Genomic DNA, 22,653 nt, shown 5'->3' on the forward strand with positions numbered 1-22,653 from the left:
GTGCGACGCGCCAGCGATCAGCGTGCTTTCCGGGCAGGTCACCCGCCGAGCGGAGTAGGTTGGCCAGGGGCAGCTCTCTTCGACAGGAAGTGAAGCAGGCACATGGTTTCGCACCACAACGACGCAGGCCGGGCGGGCGATCCCGGCGCGCGCACCCGTGCAGACGCGACCCCGGTGGATCAGGTGGTGATCCGATTCGCCGGCGATTCCGGCGACGGTATGCAACTCACCGGCGACCGCTTCACCCATGAGGCGGCCGCCTTCGGTAACGACCTCGCCACCCAGCCCAGCTTCCCCGCCGAGATCCGCGCGCCGCAGGGCACCCTGCCCGGGGTTTCGTCGTTCCAGATCCAGATCGCCGACCACGACATCCTCACCGCGGGCGATCAGCCCGACGTCCTGGTCGCCATGAACCCGGCCGCACTCAAGGCCAACCTCGCCGACCTGCCCCGCGGCGGCACCGTCATCATCGACACCGACGAATTCACCACCCGCAACCTGACCCGTGTCGGCTACGCCATCGATCCACGCACCGATGACACCCTGGCCGATTTCGTGGTGCATCCGGTGCCGATGAGTTCGCTGACGCTGGCCGCCACCGAATCCGCCGAGGTCGGTAAGAAGGCCGCCCAGCGCGCCAAGAACATGTTCGCACTCGGCCTGCTGTCGTGGATGTACGGGCGCGAACTCGGCAGCACCGAACGATTCATGCGGGACAAATTCGCCGACTCCCCCGCCGTCGCCGAGGCCAATATCCTGGCCTTTCACGCCGGATGGAACTACGGCGAGACCACCGAGACCTTCGCGACCACCTATACGGTGGCGCGTGCGGCCCTGCCACCAGGCACCTACCGGCAGATCACCGGTAACACCGCCCTCGCCTACGGCCTGATCACCGCCGGGCGGCTGGCGGGTCTACCGGTCTTCCTCGGCTCATATCCGATCACTCCGGCCTCCGACATCCTGCACGAACTGAGCAAGCACAAGGACTTCGACGTCACTACGTTCCAAGCCGAGGACGAGATCGCCGGTATCGGCGCCGCGCTCGGTGCCGCACTCGGCGGGGCGCTCGGCGTCACCAGCACCTCCGGGCCCGGTCTGTCGCTCAAGAGCGAGACCATCGGGTTGGCGGTGATGACCGAGCTACCGCTGGTGGTGATCGATGTGCAGCGCGGCGGTCCGTCCACCGGCCTGCCGACCAAGACCGAGCAGGCCGATCTCTTCCAGGCCCTCTACGGCCGCAACGGCGAATCGCCGGTCGCGGTCCTGGCCCCACGCTCACCGGCGGACTGTTTCGACACCGCGATCGAAGCGGCACGCATCGCCCTCACCTATCGCACGCCGGTACTGCTGTTGTCCGACGGCGCGATCGCCAACGGGTCCGAGCCGTGGGCGATTCCGCGCGTCGAGGAGCTGGCACCGATCGATCCCGCCTTCGAAACCGAGCCCTCGGACGACGGCTCCTTCCAGCCTTACGCCCGCGACCCGGAGACCCTGGCCCGCCCGCTCGCTGTCCCCGGCACCACGGGGCTGGCCCATCGCATCGGCGGGTTGGAGAAGTCCGACGGCAGCGGTGAGATCTCCTACGATCCGGCCAATCACGAACTCATGGTGCGGCTGCGCCAAGCCAAGATCGATTCGATCGCCGTCCCCGCGGTCGAGGTCGACGACCCAGACGGCCGCGCGGAGCTACTGCTGGTGGGTTGGGGCAGCTCCTACGGTCCGATCGGTGAAGCCTGCCGGCGCGCACGCCGCCGTGGCGTCCCGGTCGCCCACCTGCATCTGCGCCATCTCAACCCGCTGCCGCCGGGCCTCGGCGAGGTGCTGGGCGGATATCGGACCGTGGTCGCGCCGGAAATGAACGGCGGCCAGCTCACCGCGCTGCTGCGGGCCCGCTACCTCGTCGACGTCCGCCCGTGGACCAAGATCGCAGGCACCGCGTTCTCCGCCCAGGAACTCGTCGGGGTCATCGATGCCGCACTCGATGGATCCATCGACGAGATGGAACAGGACAAGGCCTTCGCCGCGAGGGCGCGGGCCACCTATCGCACGCCAGGGGGCCGGTCATGACCATCATCGAAACCTCTGATCTCGCAGCCTTTCTCGGTATGCCCGACGCTTCGGGCACCGCGGCGGTCCCGCGCTCTGATACCCCGCAGCGCGCGAAGGATTTCGCCTCGGATCAAGAGGTGCGGTGGTGCCCCGGATGCGGCGACTACGTCATCCTGGCGACTGTGCGCGGCTTCCTCGCCGAGCTCGGGTTGCGCAAGGAGAACCTGATGTTCGTCTCCGGGATCGGCTGCTCGAGCCGCTTCCCGTACTACCTCGACGCCTACGGTATCCACTCCATCCACGGCCGCGCCCCCGCCCTCGCGACCGGACTGGCGGTGACGAGGCCCGATCTGTCGGTATGGGTGGTGACCGGCGACGGTGACGCGTTGTCCATCGGCGGCAATCACCTCATTCACGCGCTGCGCCGCAACGTCAATATGACCATCCTGCTGTTCAACAATCGGATCTACGGGCTGACCAAGGGCCAGTACTCACCGACCTCGGAGCCGGGCAAGGTCACCAAATCGACGCCCATGGGGTCGGTGGATCATCCGTTCAACACCCTGTCGGTGGCGCTGGGCGCCGAGGCCACCTTCGCCGCACGGGCCCTGGATTCTGATCGTGCCGGGCTCACCGAGGTGCTGCGGGCGGCGACCGCGCATCGCGGCACCTCGTTCGTCGAGGTGTTGCAGGACTGCCCGATCTTCAACGACGGATCCTTCGATGTGCTGCGCCGCGGCGACAGTGAATCCCGGCTGATCCCGTTGCGCGACGGTCAGCCGATCGTTTTCGGCGCCGAGGGCGAGTTCGCCGTGGTGCGTGACGGTTTCGCACTCGCGGTGGCCCGCACCGCCGAGGTGGCCGACAGCGAGATCATCGTGCACGACGCGCAGTCCGATGCGCCCGAGTACGCCTACGCCCTGTCACGGTTGTCGGACCAGAATCTCGATCACGTCGTGACCGGCGTCTTCCGTGATGTCGCGCGCCCGACCTACGACGACGCGGTACGCGCCCAGACCACCGCCGCGAAACAGGACCGCCGCACCGGGCTACAGGAATTGCTGACCGGCACGGAAACCTGGACGGTCAGCTGACCCGGTCCGTCCCGCTCACGCCGGTTTGGCGAAGCCGAGGTCGATGACCGCGGTGCGTTCGGCGTCGAGTTCCGTGACGGTGGCGTCGATCCGCGCGCGCGAGAACTCGTCGATGTCGAGGCCGGGCACGATCGTGTATCCGCCGTGGGCGCAGGTCACCGGGAAGGAGCTGATCAGGCCCTCCGGGACGCCGTAGGAGCCGTCGGACGGCACGGCCATCGACACCCAGTCACCCGAGGTGCCCAGCGCCCAGTCGTGGATGTGGTCGATCGCGGCGCTGGCCGCGCTGGCGGCCGAGGACGCGCCGCGGGCCTGGATGATGGCGGTGCCGCGCTGTTGGACCGTCGGCAGGAAGTCGGTCCGCACCCAGTCCTGATCCACCAGTTCCTGCGCTGGGCGCCCGGCGACGGTGGCGTGGGTGAGATCCGGGTACTGGGTGGCCGAATGGTTGCCCCAGATCGCGACGCGCTCGATGTCGGTGGCGGCGGCGCCCGTCTTCTTCGCCAGCTGGGCGATGGCCCGATTGTGGTCCAGGCGCGTCATCGCGGTGAACCGCTCGGCGGGTACGTCCGGCGCGTTGGACATGGCGATGTAGGCGTTGGTGTTGGCCGGGTTGCCCACCACGAGCACCTTGACGTCATCGGCGGCGCTGGCGTTGATCGCGGCGCCCTGATCGGTGAAGATCGGACCATTGGCGGCCAACAGGTCCGCGCGCTCCATTCCCGCGGTCCGCGGCCGCGCACCGACCAGCAGTGCGATATTCGCGCGGTCGAATCCCTCCCAGGGATCGTCGCTGATGTCCACCGATTCGAGCAGCGGGAAGGCGCCGTCCTCGAGTTCCATCGCGACACCTTCGAGCGAGCTCACCGCGGCCGGAATCTCCAGCAGCCGCAGCCGGATCGGCGTGTCCGGTCCGAGCATGGCGCCGGAGGCGATCCGGAACAGCAATCCGTAGGCGATCTGTCCCGCACCGCCGGTCACGGCGACGGTCACGGGCGCGGTTCGGGCGGTAGGGCTCACAGCGTCTCCTCGGGCGGTCGGCCGGATGATCTCCGTTTCCCACCCTAATCAGGCGCACAGCCTGATCAGGCCGACGGTGAGCTAACAGACACTCAGCCGAGTTCCGCTACTTCCGTGTCGGTCAGTACAACCGGAGAGACATAGTCCTTGGCGCGGACCAGGGTCACCGCCCGGTACAGCGGCCGCTCCCCCAGCCCCGCATCCCGCGCCTCGGCGCGCAGCTGCTGGACCAGCACCCCGGAGACCGCGACGGCCGCGGCGAGATGGCTGGCGGCGAGTGCGTCGGCCAGTTTGCGCAGCCCGAGCAGATGCAGTTCGCGGCCGCTCCCGGCATCGGTGTACATCGCCAGCGGCACGATCTGCACATCGGGCCCGGCCGTCACCCGCAGCACGACCCGGCTCAACCGAGCCGGATAGACCAGCATCTCCACCCCGGTCGCCGCCGCCAGCGAGACCACCCGCTCGCCGAAGAGCCTGCGCGCGTGGATGCTGGTTCCGCTCAGCCACATCCGCCGCCGCCGCAGTGCCAAGGCATAGCCGACCGTCGGCGCGCCGACCACCAGTCCGATGAGCAGGGCGACCGGCCAGCTCACCCAGACCGCCGCCAGGAGCGCGGCGCCGAGGCCGACTCCGATGGCGGCAAGGGTCAGGCGCCGCAGCATCGGCGCGTATACCTCGGGTGCGACCAGGTCGAGCCCGATCGGCGGATCAGGTTCGCCCGATCCGGGCGTTGCATCGGTCACGGCTGCGTATTCGTCCTCACGGCGGGATATTTCCCGGGCACCGTACTACTCCGGGCGGTGCAGCGCGGCGGTTACCGCGCCGACCACCTCACCCAACGGGATCTGCCGCTGGTCACCGGTGCCCATGTTCTTGAGCCCGATGGTGTGCTCGGCCAGGTCGCGGTCGCCGAGCACGAGGGTGAACCTCGCGCCGGAACGGTCGGCCGCCTTCATCGCGCCCTTCAACCCGCGCCCACCGTAGGCCAGGTCGACTCGTACGCCCGCGGCACGCAACTGCGCGGCCAGCACCACCATCCGCTGTGTCGCGGCCTCGCCCAGCGGCACACCGAAGACCTCACAGCGGGCCGGATCGCCCGCGGTCTTGCCCTCGGCCGCCAATGCGAGCACCGTGCGGTCGACACCGATACCGAAGCCGATCCCCGACAGCGCCTGACCACCGAGCTCGGCCATCAGGCCGTCGTAGCGGCCGCCGCCACCGATACCGGACTGCGCGCCGAGACCGTCGTGGACGAACTCGAAGGTGGTCTTGGTGTAGTAGTCCAGACCGCGCACCATCCGCGGGTTGACCACGTACGGCACGCCGAGCGCATCGAGGTGACCGATGACCTGCTCGAAGTGGGTCTTCGCCGACTCCGACAGGTGATCGATCATCAGCGGCGCGTCGGCGGTCAGCTCGCGCACCTCAGGACGTTTGTCGTCGAGCACGCGCAGCGGGTTGATCTGGGCGCGACGGCGGGTGTCCTCGTCCAGCGGCAGGGCCAGCAGGAATTCCTGGAGCAGCTCACGGTACTGCGGGCGGCAGGTCTCATCGCCGAGTGAGGTGATCTCGAGCCGGAAGCCGTCGAGGCCGAGGCCACGGAAGCCGGCGTCGGCCACGGCGATGACCTCGGCATCCAGTGCCGGATCGTCCACACCGATGGCCTCGATGCCCACCTGCTGCAACTGCCGGTAGCGCCCGGCCTGTGGCCGCTCGTAGCGGAAGAACGGGCCGGAATAGCTCAGCTTGACCGGCAGCTGGCCGCGATCGAGTCCGTGCTCGATGACCGCCCGCATCACGCCCGCGGTGCCCTCGGGCCGCAGGGTGACACTGCGATTGCTGCGGTCGGAGAAGGTGAACATCTCCTTGCTCACCACGTCGGTCGACTCGCCGACGCCGCGCGCGAACAGCTCGGTGTCCTCGAAGATCGGCAGCTCGATATGCCCGTACCCGGCGAGTCGGGCGGCGCGGATCAGTCCGTCGCGCACCGCGACGAACTCGGCCGAGCCGGGTGGCACGTAATCCGGTACCCCCTTCGGGGCGGAGAAGCTGCTGGTCTTGGTCACGATGGGCCATTTTCCCTCACCACAGGGCCTCGAGTCCAACCGGTTATCCCGGGCGGGTCGCGACAAGTGCCGAGCGGTCTCAGGAAGAGATGGCACACTCTTAGCCGAAACCGACACCTTCGTGGTGCAGAACAGCCATAGCGAAGAACAGCGCACGGCCGGACCTCGGGTCCGGCCGCCGCACGGGAGGAACGTGGTAGTGCCGAGCAACGAACAGCGTCGAGCGGCAGCGAAACGCAAGCTGGAGCGCCAGCTGGCCAACCGGGCCGCGCGGGCGCGCAAGCGCAAGCAACTCACCATCGCCATGTCGGCGCTCGGCGTCGTCGTCGCGGTCGCGGCGGTGACCGGTGTGTATTTCCTGACCCGTGGTGACGACAGCGAGAACACCGCTTCCGAAACACCGGACGCCTCGCTGTCGAGCACCCCGATCGCGGCACCGCCGCCGCCCGCGCAGGCCAAGCCCGCGACGGTCAGTTGCGCCTACCCCGACAGCCCCAAACCGGCCGACAAGCCGGCCGAGAAGCCGCGCACCGAGGGCATTCCGACCGCCGGTGACAACGCCACCCTGAGCATCAGCGTGGACACCAGCCAGGGCCCGATCGGCCTGACCCTCAACAACGCCGAATCGCCGTGCACGGTGAACAGTTTCGCCAGCCTGGCCGGTCAGGGCTTCTTCGACGGCACCAGCTGCCATCGACTCACCCAGGGCCCCGGCCTCGAGGTGCTGCAGTGCGGCGATCCCACCGGCACCGGTATGGGCGGCCCCGGCTACCAGTTCGGCAACGAGTACCCCACCGATCAGTACGCGCCGACCGATCCCGGCCTGCAGGAGCCCATCGCCTACAAGCGCGGTGTCATCGCCATGGCCAATGCCGGGCCCGGTACCAACGGTAGCCAGTTCTTCCTGGTCTACGGCGATTCCCAGCTACCGCCGAACTACACCATCTTCGGCACGATCGACGAGACCGGCCTCGCCACGCTGGACAAGATCGCCCAGGCCGGTCAGGACGAGTCCAACGGCCCCGGCGACGGTAAGCCGCTCCTGCCGGTGACGCTGAATTCGGTCCGCATGGACTGACCTCACACCCACTCGGCTCGGGCCCGGTATCGCATCGCGGTACCGGGCCCGACGTGTAGGCGGCAAACCCGCCGAGCACCCTCATCATCCGGCTTCGCCGTTCGCGGGCCGAAGATCATCCGGCGAGTTTCGTTCCGTGCCGGAAATGTGCGATATATGCTGTGGGGCGGCACGCTCGTACGACTGCACTCGGGTGATCTCGGGTAATCTCGTAATACGGAGTGCGCGTAGTGAAGTCGGCTGCGTGCCTTCCGGTGTTCGCACAGGTAAGCCACGATATCGCCGGGCGGCCACCTTTTTCGCATGGCGGTTGTATCGATGACGTAAGAAGTCGATCACATATGAAGCGGCGTTCATGACGAAGCACCACAATCATCCATAGGGATCACCGCAGCATCGGGAGCAGCCATGTCCGAGGAACTGGACGATATCGGCCGGGAAACCGCGGCCATGATGAGGACCATGTTGCAGATCGCGACCTTGGTCGCGTTGAAGACCCGGGAACGTGGCCAGAAGGAAGCCGAGGCCAGGGCCAAGGTCACCGAGGCCCGCATGAAAGAAGCCCGCGAGATGCAGGTCCGTGAGGCGCGCGAATCCAAGTCCAAGGATCCGCGCAATGTGGAACTGGCTCAGATGGTTTCCCGGCCCGCGCCGGAGAAGACGATGGGTGCACCCGAAAAGGTCGCATCCGTGGCGATACAGCGGGAGGCCGCGCCGAGCCGGGGCGTCTCGCTGGAGAAGGACCGGTTCTCATTCACCGGACCGGCCGGACAGGTGGCCGCAGCCGCCCAGCCCGCTATCCGCTATGACTCGGTGGAACGCCGGATGGCGTTGGCCGCGCATCTGGCGAAGATCGGTGTAGCACCGGAACTCGCCGCTGTACGGATGCTCGTCGAGGTGGGTCAGGCGAAACCGCCCATCGAAGCGGTCCGCACGCGGCCCGAATACGCGCCTGCGGTGACACGGGCCCGGGAAGAAGAGCTCATCCGCGGTCTGGAACGGACCCGCTGATCCAGACCCTACCAACGCACAACGCCCGCTGGATATCCAGCGGGCGTTGTTGTCGGCGCTGACCGGTTCAGGAGCGGAAGTCCGGATCGGCTGGATTGCTGAAGAATCCATCATCCGGCGTAGTCAATGGCAGCGGGACAAGCATGTCTTTGTGACCGTTTCGCACGCTGCAGTACTTGAACGGCCCCTTCGGATCGAACAGCTTGGCCATGTGCTTGTCCGCGTGGTCGAGGAACCACACGCTGATCCCCGTCGCCGGATCCTGACGGAAATGCTCCCACGCCCGCCACAGCGCATCGAGCCGGGCAACCGCCTCGGCGTGTTGCCACCACTCCGGGCACCACACCGTATCGCTGAGATCGCTGACCTGCCTGCGATACACCACGCTCAGGTAGCTCTCGACGAAATCGACCACGCCCGAATAGATCAGGCCGTCTTGCTCGTTCTCGCTCACAGCGGACGGACCTCCTCGATCTTGCCGTGCCCATCACCCTGGTCGGGCGGTGGGGTCCCCTTCACCAGCGACGGCGAGCCGATCAGGTCGGTGATCAGCGTCTTGCGCTGCGGATCGTGCTCCACGATCGAGTTCTTCACCTCGTCAGCGTATTCGCCCTCCCACCACGGGACAGTGCGCACAAGGACCGGCGGCGCACCCGAGGGGAAGACGATGACGCGTCCGCGTGGCAGTGTCGCCAACGCCTGAACGGTGAACGTCTTCGACGAGCCCAGCGATCGCGAATAACTCTTGCCACCTTTGGATTCCGATACCGAGGCCGAGATCGCGGAATGCTCGCCGATGGCTTCGGAACGTTCACGCAAGAAGTTCGTATCGTCGACACCGCTGCCGAGGACCTTGATATTGGCCGCCGACCACAGGGCGTTCATGCCCGCATCACCCCAGCAGCGCACGCCCTGCGCCCAGGACTGCAGCACGGTCATCACGACGATGCCGCGCGAGCCGAAATGGCTGTACTGCTTGGGCAGGTCCTTCCAGCGCACGACGTTGGCGGCCTCGTCGAGCACCGCGAGCAGCGGGATGGGCAGCCGGCCTCCGGCCGACCTGGATGCCTTACGCATCGCGACATCGATGACCGCCTCGGTGAGCGCACTCACCAATGGTGATGCGGAACCCCGGCCCTCGAGCGAGAGGCTGTACAGCGTGCCGTTGCGCTCGATGAAATCCAGCTCGTCGAACTGCCTCCGATCTGTTCCCGCGGTGATCCATGGATGCACGTTGGTCAGTTTGAGGCAGCGGGTCATCTTCTTTGCGGTACCGAAGATTCCGCTTCGAGTGCGCTGGTCGGCGTTGTACTGCGACGACAGGCCCGATGCCGTGTAGTCGTGGCCCGAGGTGCGCAGCAACACGATCGGCTCGGTATCGCCAGGATCGGTGACCCACTCCCACACTTGCGTGATCGGCCGGTTGCCGACGGCCGCGGCGAGGAACAGGCCCGCGAGCAGGTCCTCGGCTTCCGGGTCGAAGAACGCGTCTGTCTTGGCATCAGAGCCATCGTCGCCATCAGCGAAATGGCCGGCGAGGCGGGCCGCTCGCATCTCGCACCCTTCATGCCTGGCGTCGACCCAGGCCAGCGGATCCCAATACCACGTGGGTTCCTCACCCGCGACGCTCTGCGGGTCGAACACGAAGGTCGGCGAACCCTTGGCCTCGCGCACGTCACGGGTCGCATCCACTACGTCGCGTTTGTTCGATGTGGCCAATACCGGACCGACGGCGGTGAGGATGGCCGGGATGACCCGGGAGGTCGACTTGCCCTGACGCGGGCCCCAGATGTCGAGGTGCAGGTCTTCGTAGGAGCCGTACAGCATCACACCGTCGGCGACGCCGATGCCGATCGGGACGCCGGGTGCGTCGTCGTAGCCGAGGCGCACGCCCAGCTGCTTGGCCTTCTCCCGCACACCGGCTTCGGTGAGGGAGGCGATGGCGCCGCCGTTGCCCATGACATCGGCCTTGTCGTCGACGCCGAGCCTGCCCTTGCTGCGGCGGGCCTTCATCCGGCGCCGGAACATCACGACCCCGGCCGCGGTCGCGATGACGAGCAGCACGATCACCGTCGACGCGCGTGGCCATTGCAGGTTGCCGCGGATCAGCCCGGCGACGATCTCGATCGGGTTCACCGGGATGTTCTGGTGGGTCACCGCGAGCATATTGCCCAGATGCAGGGCCAGCCACAGTGTTGCGAGGATCGCCCCCACCGCGTAGATCAGGATGAGGGTGGCGTCGGGTCCGACAACAGCCGGATCCTTCACCGGTTTCTTTTTCGCCATACCTGCCTCCTGATGGTTCCCGTGTGGAAAGCGTTGTCACCGATAGCCGTCGAGGCGCCAGCCGTCCGGTGTGCGGACGACGGTGGCGATGACGGTAGCGGGCGGGAGCTGCTCCTCGCGCCCGTCCGGATAGACGACGGTCTGCTCGATACCGATCTTGAACTGCTGCACATTCGGATCGGCGCCTACGGGCGCCTTCTCCCCAGATGCGAAGGTGAACGCCTCGACCTGTGCACCCGCGCTCGCCCATTCCGCCCAGCGCAGCGTTGGTTTGGGCGTTTCACGAACGTCTGTAGATCCATCGACTACCCGGGTCAGGCTGGGGCCGAGCCATTTACGCGCGCGCACCAACGAGGCGCCCTGATCTTCACTGACCGGTTTCCAGGTGTAGATCTCCCGCAATGCCGCGACCGCGACTCCCTCGGGGGTCACCGGGTCCGGTGCCGGAACGGCTTCCAGCCGACGGGTCGTCGAGGTGGCGGGTCCGTCGCCCGGACCTGCCTGTTCTTGCTCGCGACCGCAGGCCGCGCTCAGCATCGCGATGCCCGTCACCAGCACCACCACCAGTTTCGCGTGCGCCGATACCTTGTTCTTCCAGGCTAACCGCCCGGGCCGCCGGTTCGGCACTACCGCACGCGTGTTCACAGCACTCTCCTCGCTCGCGCATCGCCCGGCACCGGTGCCTCGGCGACCCCACCGGCGGAATTCACGTCCGCGCCGGGTGCGGACCGGATCATCTGCCCGTCACCGGCATAGACGCCGACCTGGGCGGGACCGCGCGGACCGAAGTCGCTGAATACCAGGTCACCCGGCTGTAGTGCGCTCAACGACACCTCGACCCCGGCCTCCCACTGCTGTTCGGCGGTGCGGGGCAAGGTAATCGCTCCCGACGATGCGGCAAAAACCGCGGCCGCGGTAAGGCCGGGACCGTCGAGTCCACCACCGGTCGGACCTTGCGCGCCGCCACCACCCCACACATACGGTGTGCCGAGCCAATCGTGGGCCGCTTCGACGATCTGGCTGCCGCCGGTGCCCTCACCCGGGGTGAATCGCCCGAGCGAACCGGGAGCACGGTATTGCGGTTCCATCGCCAGGATGTTCGCCACGTACGGATGGGTCTCGGAGTAGTGGGCGGCAACCTGATTCGGCATACCGCCCGAGGCGAGCACCGCGCCCTCGCCCGCGTTGTAGGCGGCGAGCGTCAACGATACGAGGTCGCCCTGCACACGACCCTCGGACATCCAGCCGGTGATCTTGTGCGCGATGGCGCACATATAGCGACCCTGGCCGACGATGGCGTCACCGTCGTCCCACACACTGGCGTCACCGTTGCCGTCGGCGTCGATCACATACGGTTGTCCGTCATCGGGATTGATACTGGCCGCCGTCCCCGGCAGGAACTGTGCCAAGCCCTGCGCACCCGCGGGCGAGGTGGCGCCGCGGCGGAAGCCGGATTCCTGCCTGCCCTGCGCTGCGAGCAGCGACGGGGTGATCTCCGGGCAGATCGAACCGGCGCGGCGATACCAGATCTCGAGTTCCTGCGGGACCTTGCCGTCGGCCAGTGCGCCACCGGCGCTACCGAATCCGCGGACACAGCGCGGGTCGGCGGAGAAGGCGCGCGCGCCACCGACATCCGGTGTCGGAGCCCCCTCGAGCCACGGCATCGGGTCGATCTGGCGACCGCCGGTGAATCGACCGCCCGGAACGACCTCGAAATGCAGGTGCGGACCACTGGACTCGCCTGCCGACCCGACGTAACCGATGTGCTGGCCCGCGCGGACGGTCTCGCCCACCCGCACCAGCACCCCGCTGTCCCACATATGGCCGTAGACCGCCGAATAGGCGCGGCCGTTGGTGTCGACGGAGTCGACGACGATCCAGTTGCCGAACCCGGAGGCCGGACCGGCGGCGACGACGCGACCATCGCCGACCGAGAAAATCGGGGTGCCATCGGAAGCCGCCATATCGATGCCCTTGTGCCCGCCGTCGCGGGAACCGAAGACATCGGAAATGCTGTAGGTGCCGGTGGCCAGCGGCAATGTGCGACGCAGTGAACCCACACCGGCGGCCAGCGACGGTGTCGCGATGACGGCCGGATTCGCCTGTGCCGCCGGACTACCCGAGGCAGGCGCCGACGGCGAAGCACCCGCGGCCCGCGGATCGCCCGGCGCGTATCCGCCCAGCGGCGGCAGCATCGTCTGCGAAGGTCCGAGGACGGAGCCGCCCTCACAGGGATCGTCCACCGACGGCAGCACGATCACCACCACCAGCATCATCAGTCCGAGCATCGCACCGACGGCCAGCGCCAGCACAGAACGCACGTTCATGACACCCTCGCAGGGTTCACGTGCGGCGCCGGGATTCGTTGAGGGTATCGGCCAATGCCCTGTTCATTTCCGCCGCGGCGGCCAGCTGCTGCTGTAACAGCGCGACCTTGCGCCGCAGGGCAACTGCATCCATCCGTTCCAGACCCGGCCCCTCCGCAGCACGTACCCAGTTGCGCACCGAATTGGTGTGCACCCCGATCTGTTCGGCGACCACTCGGCACGCCTCGGACTCGCTGCGCAACTTATCGGTGAGCGCGACGACCTGCTCTACGGCGGCGTCACGCACTTCGGGCGAGACCCTGCGATAGGACCGGTGCGGCATCATGCTGCGCTCCCGCCCGCCGAATCAGAACCGCCGGGGTCGGAACCACCCGCGGGGTCGGGCACCCGGTTGAACTCGTCGAACCGCTGATTGGTGTCGTGGATCCCGCTTTCCTTCTCCGACAGCGTGAACTCCATGTGGAACGGAATACCCGGCCTGCGATCCTCACCGATCTTGAGCAAGAACTTGCCGGTTCCCGGCGGGGACGGCCGCACCTGACCCGGTTTGAGCGCCTCACCCGTGAGTGCCTGGGGCGCCGACCAGCCGGTGACCATCTCCTCCTCGGCGGCGGTGAACGGGATCGTGCTGTCGAGTCGTTTGATCTCCTCGGCAGGCAGTGCGCCGAAGATCTTGGCGCGTGCGCGTTCCAGGAAGCCGAGTGCCTTGGCGATCGCCGCTTCCGAACCCAGCGACTGCAGGTCCTTGATGGTGTGGCTGATCATGATCAGCGCGGTGGCGATACCGCGCTGCAGACGGGTCAGCTCGTCGACGCGGTCGACCATGAAGTCGCCGAGGCCGAGCACCTGCCACAGCTCGTCCATCACCACCTGGAAGTAGCGTTGTGGCGCCATCCCCGCGTCGGTGAGCGTGTGCGCGGCCTCCACCGCTGCGAAACCGTCGGCCCAGCAAGCCAGCATGACCGCGGCCTTGAGTTTCTTGTCGCCTTGCGGAATATGCGAGACATCGATGCAGACGGCGACCGAATCGGTGTCGATGGGTACCGAAGTCTGGCCGTTGAAGACCGCGCCGAACGGGCCCTGGGTGAGGGCTCGCAGCGATCGGCGCAGGTTCTTGATCGCCACCTGGTACTCGGATTCGTTATCGGCGCCCGCGTCCAGCATCATCTCCTCGCCGCCCGCGACGATCACCTCGAGCAGGTTGTCCATGATGGGCGGCTGGTCCGGGGTGAATCCGCTGCCCGGCCGGTACAGGATGCGCAGCGCGGTGGAGATGAGCGTTTCCTCGAAATCGCGCACCCTGGCACCACGCACCAACTCCACCAGGCCCGCGATCAGCGTCACCTGACGAGCGCGCAGATCCTGCATCACCTGTAGTTGCAGTGCGGGCAGATGATCCAGTCGCGGCACGACGTGGCCGAGCACGCCCGCGGCCAGCGGATTGAGTTTGCCGTGACCGTAGCCGAGATCGATCACCTGGCCGCCGACCATTTCCACCATCTTGCGGTAGTCCGGTTTGACGTCGGCCAGGATCAGCGGCGTGATGCCCTGGGCGATACCGCCGAGCACGATCCGGCGCACCAGCGAGGACTTACCGAATCCGTTGAGCCCGAGCACGAACAGGCTGGGCGCGGTGATGAAGCTGCCGCGCATGAACCAGTTCATCGGGTCGAAACACACCGGTGCGCCGGTATGCAGGTGCGAGCCGAGCGGGGTGCCGATCAGTGGTGCACCCGCGCCGACCGACCACGGCCACAGGCCCGCGACCTGGGCGGTGGTGGCGCGGTATTCGACCGGGCGCCCGACGACGTTCATCCGGCCGCCGCCCGCGCCCGCGTAACCGCGGTCGGTGAGCTCGGCGACCTGACGGTCGAATCCGTCCTCGAAGGTCTGTTCGGCGCGCGCGGCGTAGTTGCGGCGCCGGATGTCGTCGGTGCGCACGCGGAAGGTGGCCCAGGCCGCGCGCAGCCCGGACTGCTCGCGGCTGATCATTTCCAGCCGGGCGCGCGTCTGGTCATCGAGCAGTGGCGGCCCGGACTGCTGACGCTTGTCTGCCTTGGCCTTCGCCCGCTGGGCGGCCCGGTCCTGTTTCGGGGTGCGCATAGCGCGGTCGGCGGACTTGTCGAATGTCACCGGGCGCGCGCGGTTCTGGTCGGCGCGCTTGGGCCGGGCTCTGCCGCCGCGGCCGGTTCCGTCCGCAGTGCCTTGCGCCGGGTCGGTCCGCGGAAGGTCGGCACGCGAGCGATCACCGTCGGCCCGCGGCGCACCGGCGCGTGGGCGTTGTCCGCCCGTGCGAGGGGCACGCCTGGCGGGTTCCTCCCGCGTGGATTCGCGCCGACGTTCGGGCCGTGCCCATTCGTCGTGATCGGTCTCGGCCCGCCAAGCCCGGCGGACGGCCTCCTCGCGCTCCCGTACGGGTGGCTCGTGCTCGCGTGCCATCAATCGCTCACCCCGCAAGTGCTTTCGGAATCGTCGCGTGTTCGGGCAGGATCACTCCGCAGCCGAGTGAGGCCGCGAAGGCTGCCGCCTGGTAGCGGTAGCACCGCCGGATCTTCAACCGCGCCTGTGTGGACAGGTCACGGGTGATCGCCTCGATCCGTGGCAGATCCCCGCGTAGGGGCTCGGTGATGGTCACCAGAGCCCCGAAGCGGGTCACGCCGTGGCCACGCGCCTGCTCCTCACGGGCCTGCTGGGTGGCGCCGACCCGCAGTGTCGCCGACGCGGAGACGACTCCGCGTTCGCTCTGCTGGGCCACCAGCGCGTTCTTGAAGTCGTCATCGACGATCTCGGCGGCGTCGGCGGCTGAATGCGGACGGTACACGATGGCGATACGCTTACGCGGCACTTCGGGATTCGGCGCAAGCAGCCGCTGCAGCACCCGTTCGTCGACGGCGCCCTCCGGTGCCGCGTCCATCTCCCAGGTAACCGAGCGACCACCGTCGTGCACGAAGTGATCCCATTTCTCGTCGTGCGAGATCGGGCCCGCATCGGCCCAGTCCAGCCCGTGGCCTTCAGGGTCGCCTGCGGCGACCTCGAGGTCGGCCTGGGCGGCCGGATCGTAGCTGCGCCGGATGAACGAGATCACTTCGTCGGCCGCCATGGGCTGGGCCCGCACACCCGCCTCGGCGAGCGCGGCGCAGATACCGGGCAGCCTGCGCCCGATCTCCACCGCTTCCTCGGCCGGGTTCTTGCGGCGTTCGGCCGTGGTGGCCTTGAAGGTGATCGCCACGCGCGGCAGCAACTGCACCCGCTCCTGCGGCAATTCGGTGGCCAGCTCGTACATCACCTGCTGGGCCAGCTCAGGGGCTTCCGGCCGCGTGATCGTGGAAACCTCGGTGAGCAGCCGGTTTCCGGTTTCGGGCACGGTATCGATGACGGGCACGACGGCGACGATGTCGCTGGTCTGGCCCACCGAGGCGAGGAAGGTGCCCCAGGCCGAAACCCAGCGATCGATCACCGGCTGGTCGACCGCCTCATGGCCTTGCGGCCATGCCCGCAACACCACCGTGTACTGGGCGAACTGTGGCAGGTGGATCATGCCGAAGCTGTACCCACCCGCGTCGATGCCCTCGTACAACTTCGACGGAGCCAGTAGTCCGGGCAGCCGGGTGACCCCGCCGGGGATCCGGGAGAACCGGCCGCCGCGATACACGTGCTCGCCGCGACTGCGCGAACGCATCCAGTTGAACATCATCAATCCCGTCTCGTATCCGGAGCGGCCCCCCGTCCGCCACACCAGTGGAACCATCACCGCGATGCCGAGGCCACCCACGATCAGCCCCCACTGGAAGCCGCCGACCATCGCGGTGATCAGTGCGGTGATCACGACGACGAAACCGAGCACGGTCTCTTCCCAGCGCAGGCCGAAAAGGCCTGCGCTGCGCGGTTTCTGCCACAGGCCGTAGGAACGGCGCTCGTAGGTGTCGGTGGTCGTCATCGCGGGATGGTGCTCCTGCCGAGGTCGGGTGCGCGGTTGGCCCAGCGGTCGCCCGCGACATCACCCATGGCTTGATCTGCGCGGCTCATGCCGGCCGTCGCGGCGCGTGCCGCACCGATCCGTCCTGCCGCGGCGGCCGCTCCGGACGGTACCCCGGCCGCACCGGCGGGCCCGCCCGAGGCTCGTGGTGGCTGGCCGGTGCCGCCGCCACCGCCGCGCGGTGGCGGTGCGGGTCGTGGTGCGCCACCGCCGCGTCCGCCTCCCCCGCCCGGCGGCGGGCTGCCTGCCCCACCGACGTAACCTGCCGCACCCGGCGCAGCTGTGCTCTTGACCCCGACGGCCTTGGTGCCCGCCAGGGCGCCGATGCCCGCCGCGGCCAGCAGGGTGCCGCCCGTTGCCGTCAGACCCGAGCCACCACTGCCGACGATCGCGACGGCCGGTGTCACCAGGCGCATCAGCGCGGGCAGCACGAACGCCACGCTGCACAGCAGCACGATCGATACCAGCATGCGCTGCGCCTGTTCGGCATCGGGCAGCCCGGAGGTACTGGTCAGCTCGTCGACGTGGCCCGCGGTGGTGAAGGCGATCATGTACACGATCGCGGCGACGGGTTTCCACAACATGAAGGCGATGATCCAGCCCACCAGCTTCTGATAGGACTGCTTGCCGGTATTCATTCCCGAGGCGGCGGCCGCGAGCGGTAGCACACCGGCAGCGATCACCAGCAGGCCCTGCCGGACGATGGCGAGCACGATCTGGGCCAGCGCGCCGAGCAATCCGACGATCGCGATGATCAGCACGAGGCCGGGCGAAAATGCCTGGAGCTTACTGGTTTTCACCATCAACTCGGCCAGGTTCTTGGCATTGCCATTGGTGGAGTCGGTGATGATCCATTCGGCGAAGCGGTCCGAGGCTATGGTCCCGGCCACGATCACCGCACCGAGCATCCAGGAACTGAACACCACGCGCGCGAACATGCGGAACGATTCGGCCGCTTCATTCATCACGGCCCCGCGTCTGGCTTCGGCCAATCTGAGTCCGGAGATCATCACCGACGCGATGAGCAACAGGATCTGCACCTGATAGGTGTAGTCGTTGATCTTGGTGAACAGCGATCCGGAATCGCTGACCGCCTCGTTCGGGACCTTCATCCAGAAGGTCAGCGCGAGGATGATCGCCTCACCGAGGCCGTTCATCAGCGAGTCGACCACCTTGCCGAAGGTCGAATCCCAGGCCTTGTCCTTCACCGCGGTCGCGGCTTGGCCGGGATGTGCGCCGGCGTTGCCCGCCTTGCACACCGCCGAGGCGGCGTCACCGAGCGAGACGCCGGGGATGCCGACATTGTCGAGGGTGTCGTGGATTTCGTTGCACGCCTCGTCGAAGCCGTAGGTCTGGCCATAGGCCACCGTCGGCGTCGCGATCATCACCGTGAAGATGACCGCGAAGATCGTGACAATTCGCCTCACCATGTCAACCCCTCGTTGTCGTGCGGGGAATCGGTCCGGTCCAGCAGTTCGTCTGTCACCCTCGTGAGCTTCCCATCTCCCTGTCGCCGTCTCGGTACTCCGTGCGCGCGTTGCGGTCACCATGCCGTCCACCCCTGCAGCGATTCGATGTATTCCGCGGGCGGGTTCTGCGAGGTGGTCGGCTTCAGCCGCCAGTCACCGGCATCCCACACCATGATCATCCGCATGGCCACCCACAACTGTTTGCCATCCACCACCTGGGCGCGCGTGGCCAGGCGCACGATGGCCATATCGTCGGCGTAGTCGTCGACCTTGAACGCGTCCGAGGCGACGAAATACTGAGTCACGTCCTCCGGCTGCTGCTCCGGAAGCCGATCCGCCTCCAGCGCGCGATCGTAGGCCGCGATCTGCTGCGCGGAGACCCGCACCTGCCGGACATACAGATCCCGGTGCGCCGGACGCGCGTTGAGCCGGTAGGTGATCTGCGCCGCCGCCAGCGCCGCGCCCTGCGGAGTATGCGAATACCCCACGGCCAGGCCATCTTCGATCCGTGTCGGCCCATCGGAGGTGGAGAACGGCACCGACGCGCCGTACACCCGCTGCCAGCCGTGCGGTTGTGTGGTCCCCGCGGGCGCCGCCGTCAGCCAGTCCGGATCCGAGGGTGCGGCCTGCAGCTCCGGGTCCTGCGGAAGTGGCTGTCCGGCAGGATTGTTCGGTACATCGACGCGACGCCCGAAGATGTCGGCATCGGGTTCGGCGAAGCCCTCGGCCGCCGGTCCGTCGACCACCGGCACGCTGCCCTGCTGGTCCGGCGCGTCATCGCCTCCGATATAGACGAAGACACCGATTATCACGATGAGCGTGAGCACCGCAGCGGACGCGACGAGGCCGAAGGAGACGCGATCACGCGCGTACGACTCCCTCTTCTCGCTCACTGTGGTGCCTCCAATATCACGATGTCGCTGGGTAATTCGTCGATGTCCTCGACCGGGCGCGCGGTCGAGTCCGGGTCGGGCAGACGTAACCTCCAGTCCTCGTCGAACCATTCGACAACGGTGTGGTTCACCGCCTTCGAACTGTCCGAATACTCGGTGTAGACGTCCACGGTGGAACGTTCATCGGTGTATCCGGTGATCTTGTAGCCGAGCAGCCGTGGGGCGTATTCCGGTGCCGCAGGCCCGGTGATGGATAGCTGCACCCGGCTCACCACCCACTCGTCCTTGCCCGGGCCCGGCACAACTTCCTCGGCGACCACCCTCGGCCATTGGCTGTCCGTGGCCACCGACAGCCGGACCGTGTGGGTGATCGCGGCGATCGCGGCACCGGGCGGGGAACGGTCGAAACCCGTGGCGGCACCACCGGATTCCCGCGAGGGCCCCTGGTCGGTATGCGGCAACGCCACACCCTGGAACGGCTCCCACCGAACATTGGACGGCGCGGCGGACAAATCAGGTTCTGCCTGATCGCCGCCACCGCAGCCCGCTGCGGCGAGCAGCAATGTCGCGGCGAACGCACCCGCCACCGGGCCGCGTACGCCGCGCCACCGCGCCTGCTGGTTTCCTACTGTGGATTTCATCGGCTGGTGATTCTCTGGGCTCATCCCCGCGTGCGCGGGGAGCACCGATGCCAGCAAGGCAGGCCTCCTCGAGTTCGATGCCGTCGACTCATGCAGGCAGAAACGCCAGCGCGATACCGGAGGCCGTGCTGGCCACCCCCGCGCCGAGCAGGCTCATGAGTACGCCGTGCGAGGAGTCGTTCATCGCCAGGTCGCCACGGAACGCGATCCACAGCTTGCCCGCCGAGACGATCATCCAGGCCAGGCATCCGATCAGCACGAACCACAGCAGCCAGTTGAGCAACTGCATGATCGGCTCGACGACCTCGGCAGGCATCTGCTTGTAGGCCAGCATTTCCATGGCCCGCACGCTGGACATCGTCGACCTCACGTACCGATGACGGCGTTCATGATGGTGCCCGCGCTGGTGGCGACGACACCGCCGATCATGGCGCCCGCGACCATCTTCGGCGATTCGAGACCGCCGCCGGTCCACTTCTCCCAGGCGAACTTACCGCCCGCGTAGGTGATACCGCAGATACCCGACAGCAGCACGAACCAGGTCAGATAGCGCACCAGCTGCAGGATCTTCTCCGACCCGGGAGGCGCCTCGGGTGTCGGATTGCCCACCTGGGCGAGAACGGTGCCGTATGTGTCTTGCACGGCGAGGAGGATCGTGCTCATCGGGTGCCTTTCTCGATGGGTGGAGGGTTGGAGATCGACGGCATCGCATGCAATTGGCTCATCAGTGCCCCGGTGGGTGTGTGGTGACAGGCGGCTGGCCCTGCGGTCCCCAGGTCGGCGGCGCGGGTGGCGCGCTGTTCTGGTTCCAGGAGCCCTGGGCAGACTGCGGTCCCCGCTGATCCCAGCCGGGGGCGGCCTGTGGGTTCGCCACGTACTGGCCGGGTTGAGCCGCGGCTCCGAATCCGGCGTGCCGGCCGTTCTGCTGCGGAACCGGCTGCCTGCCGTACGGATTCCCTGCGGGTTGATGCCCGGGAGCTGCCCACCCCGGCGGTGCGCTCTGCCCGGCGGGCCCGCGTCGATCCGATGTCGACACACGCACGACGACGAAGACCACGACGCCTATCGCCGCCACTGGAATCCCTACCAGCAGGAGCCAAAACCCCCATCGGCTTGCCTGCAACCCCGCATCTGCAGCGGGCGGAGCCTCCGGCGTAGGGTTCCCGACCTGCGCCAGAATCGCCTGGACACCCTCGTGTACCGCCATAACCGTACTCATAGCGCCCCCTCCTCGTTCGCCTCGTCCGCGATGCTCTCCCGTGCCGCCGCGACGATCTCGGCACCGAGATCGCGCAGTTCGAGCGGAACTTCGTCGAGCGGATCAATCCTGCGCTTCTTCAGTGGCGGCTCCACCCCCGGCGCCCACACCGGAAGCTTTTCCGGTTCTACGAGGGTCCATTCCTCATACCACGGCACCTGCCACAACCGGCCGGCCAGCGATCCGACGACCTCGCGGTAGCGCCGGATCTCGGCAGGCATCCGGCCGGGCCGTGCCGCCACGGTAACCAGCCCGAGCACCTCGGAAGGGCCGGCGAACCCCGCGTGATGCTGGCGCAGCAGGTCGTGGGCGCGGGTCAGACCCGCAATGGTTTCCCTGGCGACCAGGACGACGAAGGGCGATTCGCGGTCGAAGACGCCGGGCCAGCGGCGGCCCGAATCCGCCGCGGGCGCAAGCACGTGCGCGAGGCTACTGGCTCCGGCGCCACCGTGCACCCCCAGCAGCCACACCAGCGGTGCACGCCCGGCACCGGGCACCGGGCGTTCCCAGATGGGTGCGCGCCGGGACTCCGGCGGGGCGATCACCCCGGCGGATGCGGGTTCGGGCCTGCGGCGGCGAAGATTCATGGCGGCGGTCATGATGCCACCCCGGCGAGCAGGCGCCCATACGCTCGACGCGTCTGCTCGTCCAGCGAGATGTGCCGGACGAGTTCGCCGCGCGCCAGATGCGCGTCGTAGGGGATCTCCACGATGTCGCGAACCCACCCGGACAGGTGTTCACGCAAATGATCGGCAACCCGCGAGTCGACGCCGGGCTGCTGATGAGAGATGACGATGGTGGTATCACCGACGATGCCGCTGCCCGGACCATCGATGGTGTCACCGAACTCGTCGTCGAGCCATTCCAGCGTCACCCGCAGCCGGTTTGCGGCATCGGTGCGGGCCGGAATGGCAAGCACCAGAGCGACTTCCGCATCGTCGAGCAATGGCCGCAGCTGACGTCCGGCAATCGGGTGGCCACCGTCGTATACCGCGGTGTAGCCCGCGTCGTCGACCGCGCGCCCGACCGTGAGATAACTCGCACGCCTGCGCAGCGGTGCCGCGTCGCGCCACAGCAGCCCGAAGCCCGATGTCGACCGCGACAGGCATTCCTTCAACGGCGCCGGTTCGTCACCGCGTCCGTACAACCACGACTGCAGGCTGATCGGATGCAGATGCTCATCGGCGCCGCGCAGGCCGAGATCGCTGCCCGCGGCGGTGGCGTCGACCGCAACGGTCTGCGTGCCCGACAGGGCGAGCTCACCGGCCAGTCCCAATGCCGTGGTGGTGGTTCCAGCACCACCGCAACCCCCGACCACCAGTACCGGCCGGTGCCCTGCTCGTCCGCCACGCGTGGAGCCGCCCTCACCGCGCAACCGCACCACCGGGGCCTTCGTGCGCCCGGAGCGGTCCGACGGCGCGTCGCCATCCGGCGCGTCGTCGAGCCAGCGGCTCCAGTCGTCTCCCATCGCTCTGCTCTCCC

At 67.8% G+C, this 22,653-nt stretch carries 21 protein-coding genes; 4 read left to right on the top strand and 17 right to left on the bottom strand.

Annotation, left to right across the window (positions count from 1 at the left end; translation table 11 throughout):
* Positions 1 to 102: 102 nt before the first annotated feature.
* Together ACFXNW_RS09525 and ACFXNW_RS09530 are read left to right on the top strand one after the other, a co-directional pair.
* Entirely contained in the window at positions 103 to 2,070 is a 1,968-nt protein-coding gene (locus tag ACFXNW_RS09525; protein ID WP_379417168.1) for a 2-oxoacid:acceptor oxidoreductase subunit alpha, read from the top strand.
* On the top strand, positions 2,067 to 3,146 hold the full coding sequence (locus tag ACFXNW_RS09530; protein WP_379417169.1) for a 2-oxoacid:ferredoxin oxidoreductase subunit beta: 1,080 nt from the start codon (positions 2,067 to 2,069) through the stop codon (positions 3,144 to 3,146). Before ACFXNW_RS09525 ends, ACFXNW_RS09530 begins: the two co-directional genes overlap by 4 nt.
* 15 nt (positions 3,147 to 3,161) lie before the next feature.
* Here ACFXNW_RS09530 and ACFXNW_RS09535 read toward each other — a convergent pair whose 3' ends face one another.
* The 3 genes from ACFXNW_RS09535 to hisS all read right to left on the bottom strand — a co-directional run bounded on the left by ACFXNW_RS09535 (position 3,162) and on the right by hisS (position 6,232).
* Complete coding sequence (locus ACFXNW_RS09535; protein WP_379417170.1) at positions 3,162 to 4,166, bottom strand: malate dehydrogenase; 1,005 nt, start codon at positions 4,164 to 4,166, stop codon at positions 3,162 to 3,164.
* A gap of 92 nt (positions 4,167 to 4,258) precedes the next feature.
* Positions 4,259 to 4,909 (bottom strand): hypothetical protein, encoded by a 651-nt coding sequence (locus ACFXNW_RS09540; RefSeq protein ID WP_379417171.1) that lies wholly within the window; start codon positions 4,907 to 4,909, stop codon positions 4,259 to 4,261.
* Between the two features lie 45 nt (positions 4,910 to 4,954).
* Positions 4,955 to 6,232, bottom strand: a complete 1,278-nt coding sequence (gene hisS / locus ACFXNW_RS09545) for a histidine--tRNA ligase (RefSeq protein WP_379417172.1) — start codon at positions 6,230 to 6,232, stop codon at positions 4,955 to 4,957.
* A gap of 199 nt (positions 6,233 to 6,431) precedes the next feature.
* Here hisS and ACFXNW_RS09550 point away from each other — a divergent pair, with 199 nt between their 5' ends.
* Together ACFXNW_RS09550 and ACFXNW_RS09555 are read left to right on the top strand one after the other, a co-directional pair.
* On the top strand, positions 6,432 to 7,310 hold the full coding sequence (locus tag ACFXNW_RS09550; protein WP_379417173.1) for a peptidylprolyl isomerase: 879 nt from the start codon (positions 6,432 to 6,434) through the stop codon (positions 7,308 to 7,310).
* A gap of 408 nt (positions 7,311 to 7,718) precedes the next feature.
* Positions 7,719 to 8,321, top strand: coding sequence for a hypothetical protein (locus tag ACFXNW_RS09555; protein WP_379417174.1), 603 nt, complete (start codon positions 7,719 to 7,721; stop codon positions 8,319 to 8,321).
* A 67-nt stretch (positions 8,322 to 8,388) separates the two neighbouring features.
* Here the strand turns inward: ACFXNW_RS09555 and ACFXNW_RS09560 are convergent, their stop codons facing one another.
* From ACFXNW_RS09560 to ACFXNW_RS09625, 14 genes are all read right to left on the bottom strand, one after another.
* The gene (locus tag ACFXNW_RS09560; protein ID WP_379417175.1) at positions 8,389 to 8,775 is read right to left on the bottom strand and encodes a DUF4913 domain-containing protein; all 387 of its coding nucleotides are present in this window, start codon (positions 8,773 to 8,775) and stop codon (positions 8,389 to 8,391) included.
* Positions 8,772 to 10,607, bottom strand: coding sequence for a type IV secretory system conjugative DNA transfer family protein (locus ACFXNW_RS09565; protein WP_379417176.1), 1,836 nt, complete (start codon positions 10,605 to 10,607; stop codon positions 8,772 to 8,774). The genes ACFXNW_RS09560 and ACFXNW_RS09565 overlap by 4 nt, the downstream gene beginning before the upstream one ends.
* Positions 10,608 to 10,643: 36 nt before the next feature.
* Positions 10,644 to 11,252: a hypothetical protein gene (locus ACFXNW_RS09570; RefSeq protein ID WP_379417177.1), complete on the bottom strand. Its 609-nt coding sequence runs from the start codon at positions 11,250 to 11,252 to the stop codon at positions 10,644 to 10,646.
* Complete coding sequence (locus tag ACFXNW_RS09575) at positions 11,249 to 12,934, bottom strand: peptidoglycan DD-metalloendopeptidase family protein (RefSeq protein ID WP_379417178.1); 1,686 nt, start codon at positions 12,932 to 12,934, stop codon at positions 11,249 to 11,251. Before ACFXNW_RS09575 ends, ACFXNW_RS09570 begins: the two co-directional genes overlap by 4 nt.
* Before the next feature lie 16 nt (positions 12,935 to 12,950).
* Entirely contained in the window at positions 12,951 to 13,259 is a 309-nt protein-coding gene (locus ACFXNW_RS09580) for a transposase (RefSeq protein ID WP_379417179.1), read from the bottom strand.
* Positions 13,256 to 15,373: a hypothetical protein gene (locus ACFXNW_RS09585; RefSeq protein ID WP_379417180.1), complete on the bottom strand. Its 2,118-nt coding sequence runs from the start codon at positions 15,371 to 15,373 to the stop codon at positions 13,256 to 13,258. The genes ACFXNW_RS09580 and ACFXNW_RS09585 overlap by 4 nt, the downstream gene beginning before the upstream one ends.
* 7 nt (positions 15,374 to 15,380) lie before the next feature.
* Positions 15,381 to 16,871: an SCO6880 family protein gene (locus ACFXNW_RS09590; RefSeq protein ID WP_379417181.1), complete on the bottom strand. Its 1,491-nt coding sequence runs from the start codon at positions 16,869 to 16,871 to the stop codon at positions 15,381 to 15,383.
* On the bottom strand, positions 16,868 to 18,340 hold the full coding sequence (locus tag ACFXNW_RS09595; protein ID WP_379417182.1) for a hypothetical protein: 1,473 nt from the start codon (positions 18,338 to 18,340) through the stop codon (positions 16,868 to 16,870). The genes ACFXNW_RS09590 and ACFXNW_RS09595 overlap by 4 nt, the downstream gene beginning before the upstream one ends.
* A 113-nt stretch (positions 18,341 to 18,453) precedes the next feature.
* Complete coding sequence (locus tag ACFXNW_RS09600) at positions 18,454 to 19,272, bottom strand: hypothetical protein (protein ID WP_379417183.1); 819 nt, start codon at positions 19,270 to 19,272, stop codon at positions 18,454 to 18,456.
* Positions 19,269 to 19,913: a hypothetical protein gene (locus tag ACFXNW_RS09605; RefSeq protein WP_379417184.1), complete on the bottom strand. Its 645-nt coding sequence runs from the start codon at positions 19,911 to 19,913 to the stop codon at positions 19,269 to 19,271. Before ACFXNW_RS09605 ends, ACFXNW_RS09600 begins: the two co-directional genes overlap by 4 nt.
* Positions 19,914 to 20,001: 88 nt before the next feature.
* Positions 20,002 to 20,271 carry a hypothetical protein gene (locus tag ACFXNW_RS09610; RefSeq protein ID WP_163825035.1) on the bottom strand — a complete coding sequence of 90 codons (270 nt, stop codon included), beginning with the start codon at positions 20,269 to 20,271 and terminating at the stop codon, positions 20,002 to 20,004.
* Positions 20,272 to 20,279: 8 nt separating this feature from the next.
* Positions 20,280 to 20,576 (bottom strand): hypothetical protein, encoded by a 297-nt coding sequence (locus ACFXNW_RS09615; protein WP_014351788.1) that lies wholly within the window; start codon positions 20,574 to 20,576, stop codon positions 20,280 to 20,282.
* 552 nt (positions 20,577 to 21,128) lie between these two features.
* Entirely contained in the window at positions 21,129 to 21,770 is a 642-nt protein-coding gene (locus ACFXNW_RS09620; RefSeq protein ID WP_379417185.1) for a hypothetical protein, read from the bottom strand.
* Complete coding sequence (locus ACFXNW_RS09625) at positions 21,767 to 22,639, bottom strand: MinD/ParA family protein (protein WP_379417186.1); 873 nt, start codon at positions 22,637 to 22,639, stop codon at positions 21,767 to 21,769. The genes ACFXNW_RS09620 and ACFXNW_RS09625 overlap by 4 nt, the downstream gene beginning before the upstream one ends.
* Positions 22,640 to 22,653: the final 14 nt, after the last annotated feature.

Origin of the sequence: Nocardia sp. NPDC059180 (assembly GCF_042754945.1) — a bacterium.
Taxonomy (GTDB): Bacteria; Actinomycetota; Actinomycetes; order Mycobacteriales; family Mycobacteriaceae; genus Nocardia.

Coding starts and splice junctions, on each gene's coding strand:
- ACFXNW_RS09525 (WP_379417168.1), top strand. CDS start 103: ATGGTTTCGCACCACAACGACGCAGGCCGGGCGGGCGATCCCGGCGCG.
- ACFXNW_RS09530 (WP_379417169.1), top strand. CDS start 2,067: ATGACCATCATCGAAACCTCTGATCTCGCAGCCTTTCTCGGTATGCCC.
- ACFXNW_RS09555 (WP_379417174.1), top strand. CDS start 7,719: ATGTCCGAGGAACTGGACGATATCGGCCGGGAAACCGCGGCCATGATG.
- ACFXNW_RS09565 (WP_379417176.1), bottom strand. CDS start 10,607: ATGGCGAAAAAGAAACCGGTGAAGGATCCGGCTGTTGTCGGACCCGAC.
- ACFXNW_RS09575 (WP_379417178.1), bottom strand. CDS start 12,934: ATGAACGTGCGTTCTGTGCTGGCGCTGGCCGTCGGTGCGATGCTCGGA.
- ACFXNW_RS09580 (WP_379417179.1), bottom strand. CDS start 13,259: ATGATGCCGCACCGGTCCTATCGCAGGGTCTCGCCCGAAGTGCGTGAC.
- ACFXNW_RS09585 (WP_379417180.1), bottom strand. CDS start 15,373: ATGGCACGCGAGCACGAGCCACCCGTACGGGAGCGCGAGGAGGCCGTC.
- ACFXNW_RS09590 (WP_379417181.1), bottom strand. CDS start 16,871: ATGACGACCACCGACACCTACGAGCGCCGTTCCTACGGCCTGTGGCAG.
- ACFXNW_RS09595 (WP_379417182.1), bottom strand. CDS start 18,340: ATGGTGAGGCGAATTGTCACGATCTTCGCGGTCATCTTCACGGTGATG.
- ACFXNW_RS09605 (WP_379417184.1), bottom strand. CDS start 19,913: ATGAAATCCACAGTAGGAAACCAGCAGGCGCGGTGGCGCGGCGTACGC.
- ACFXNW_RS09610 (WP_163825035.1), bottom strand. CDS start 20,271: ATGTCCAGCGTGCGGGCCATGGAAATGCTGGCCTACAAGCAGATGCCT.
- ACFXNW_RS09615 (WP_014351788.1), bottom strand. CDS start 20,576: ATGAGCACGATCCTCCTCGCCGTGCAAGACACATACGGCACCGTTCTC.
- ACFXNW_RS09620 (WP_379417185.1), bottom strand. CDS start 21,770: ATGACCGCCGCCATGAATCTTCGCCGCCGCAGGCCCGAACCCGCATCC.
- ACFXNW_RS09625 (WP_379417186.1), bottom strand. CDS start 22,639: ATGGGAGACGACTGGAGCCGCTGGCTCGACGACGCGCCGGATGGCGAC.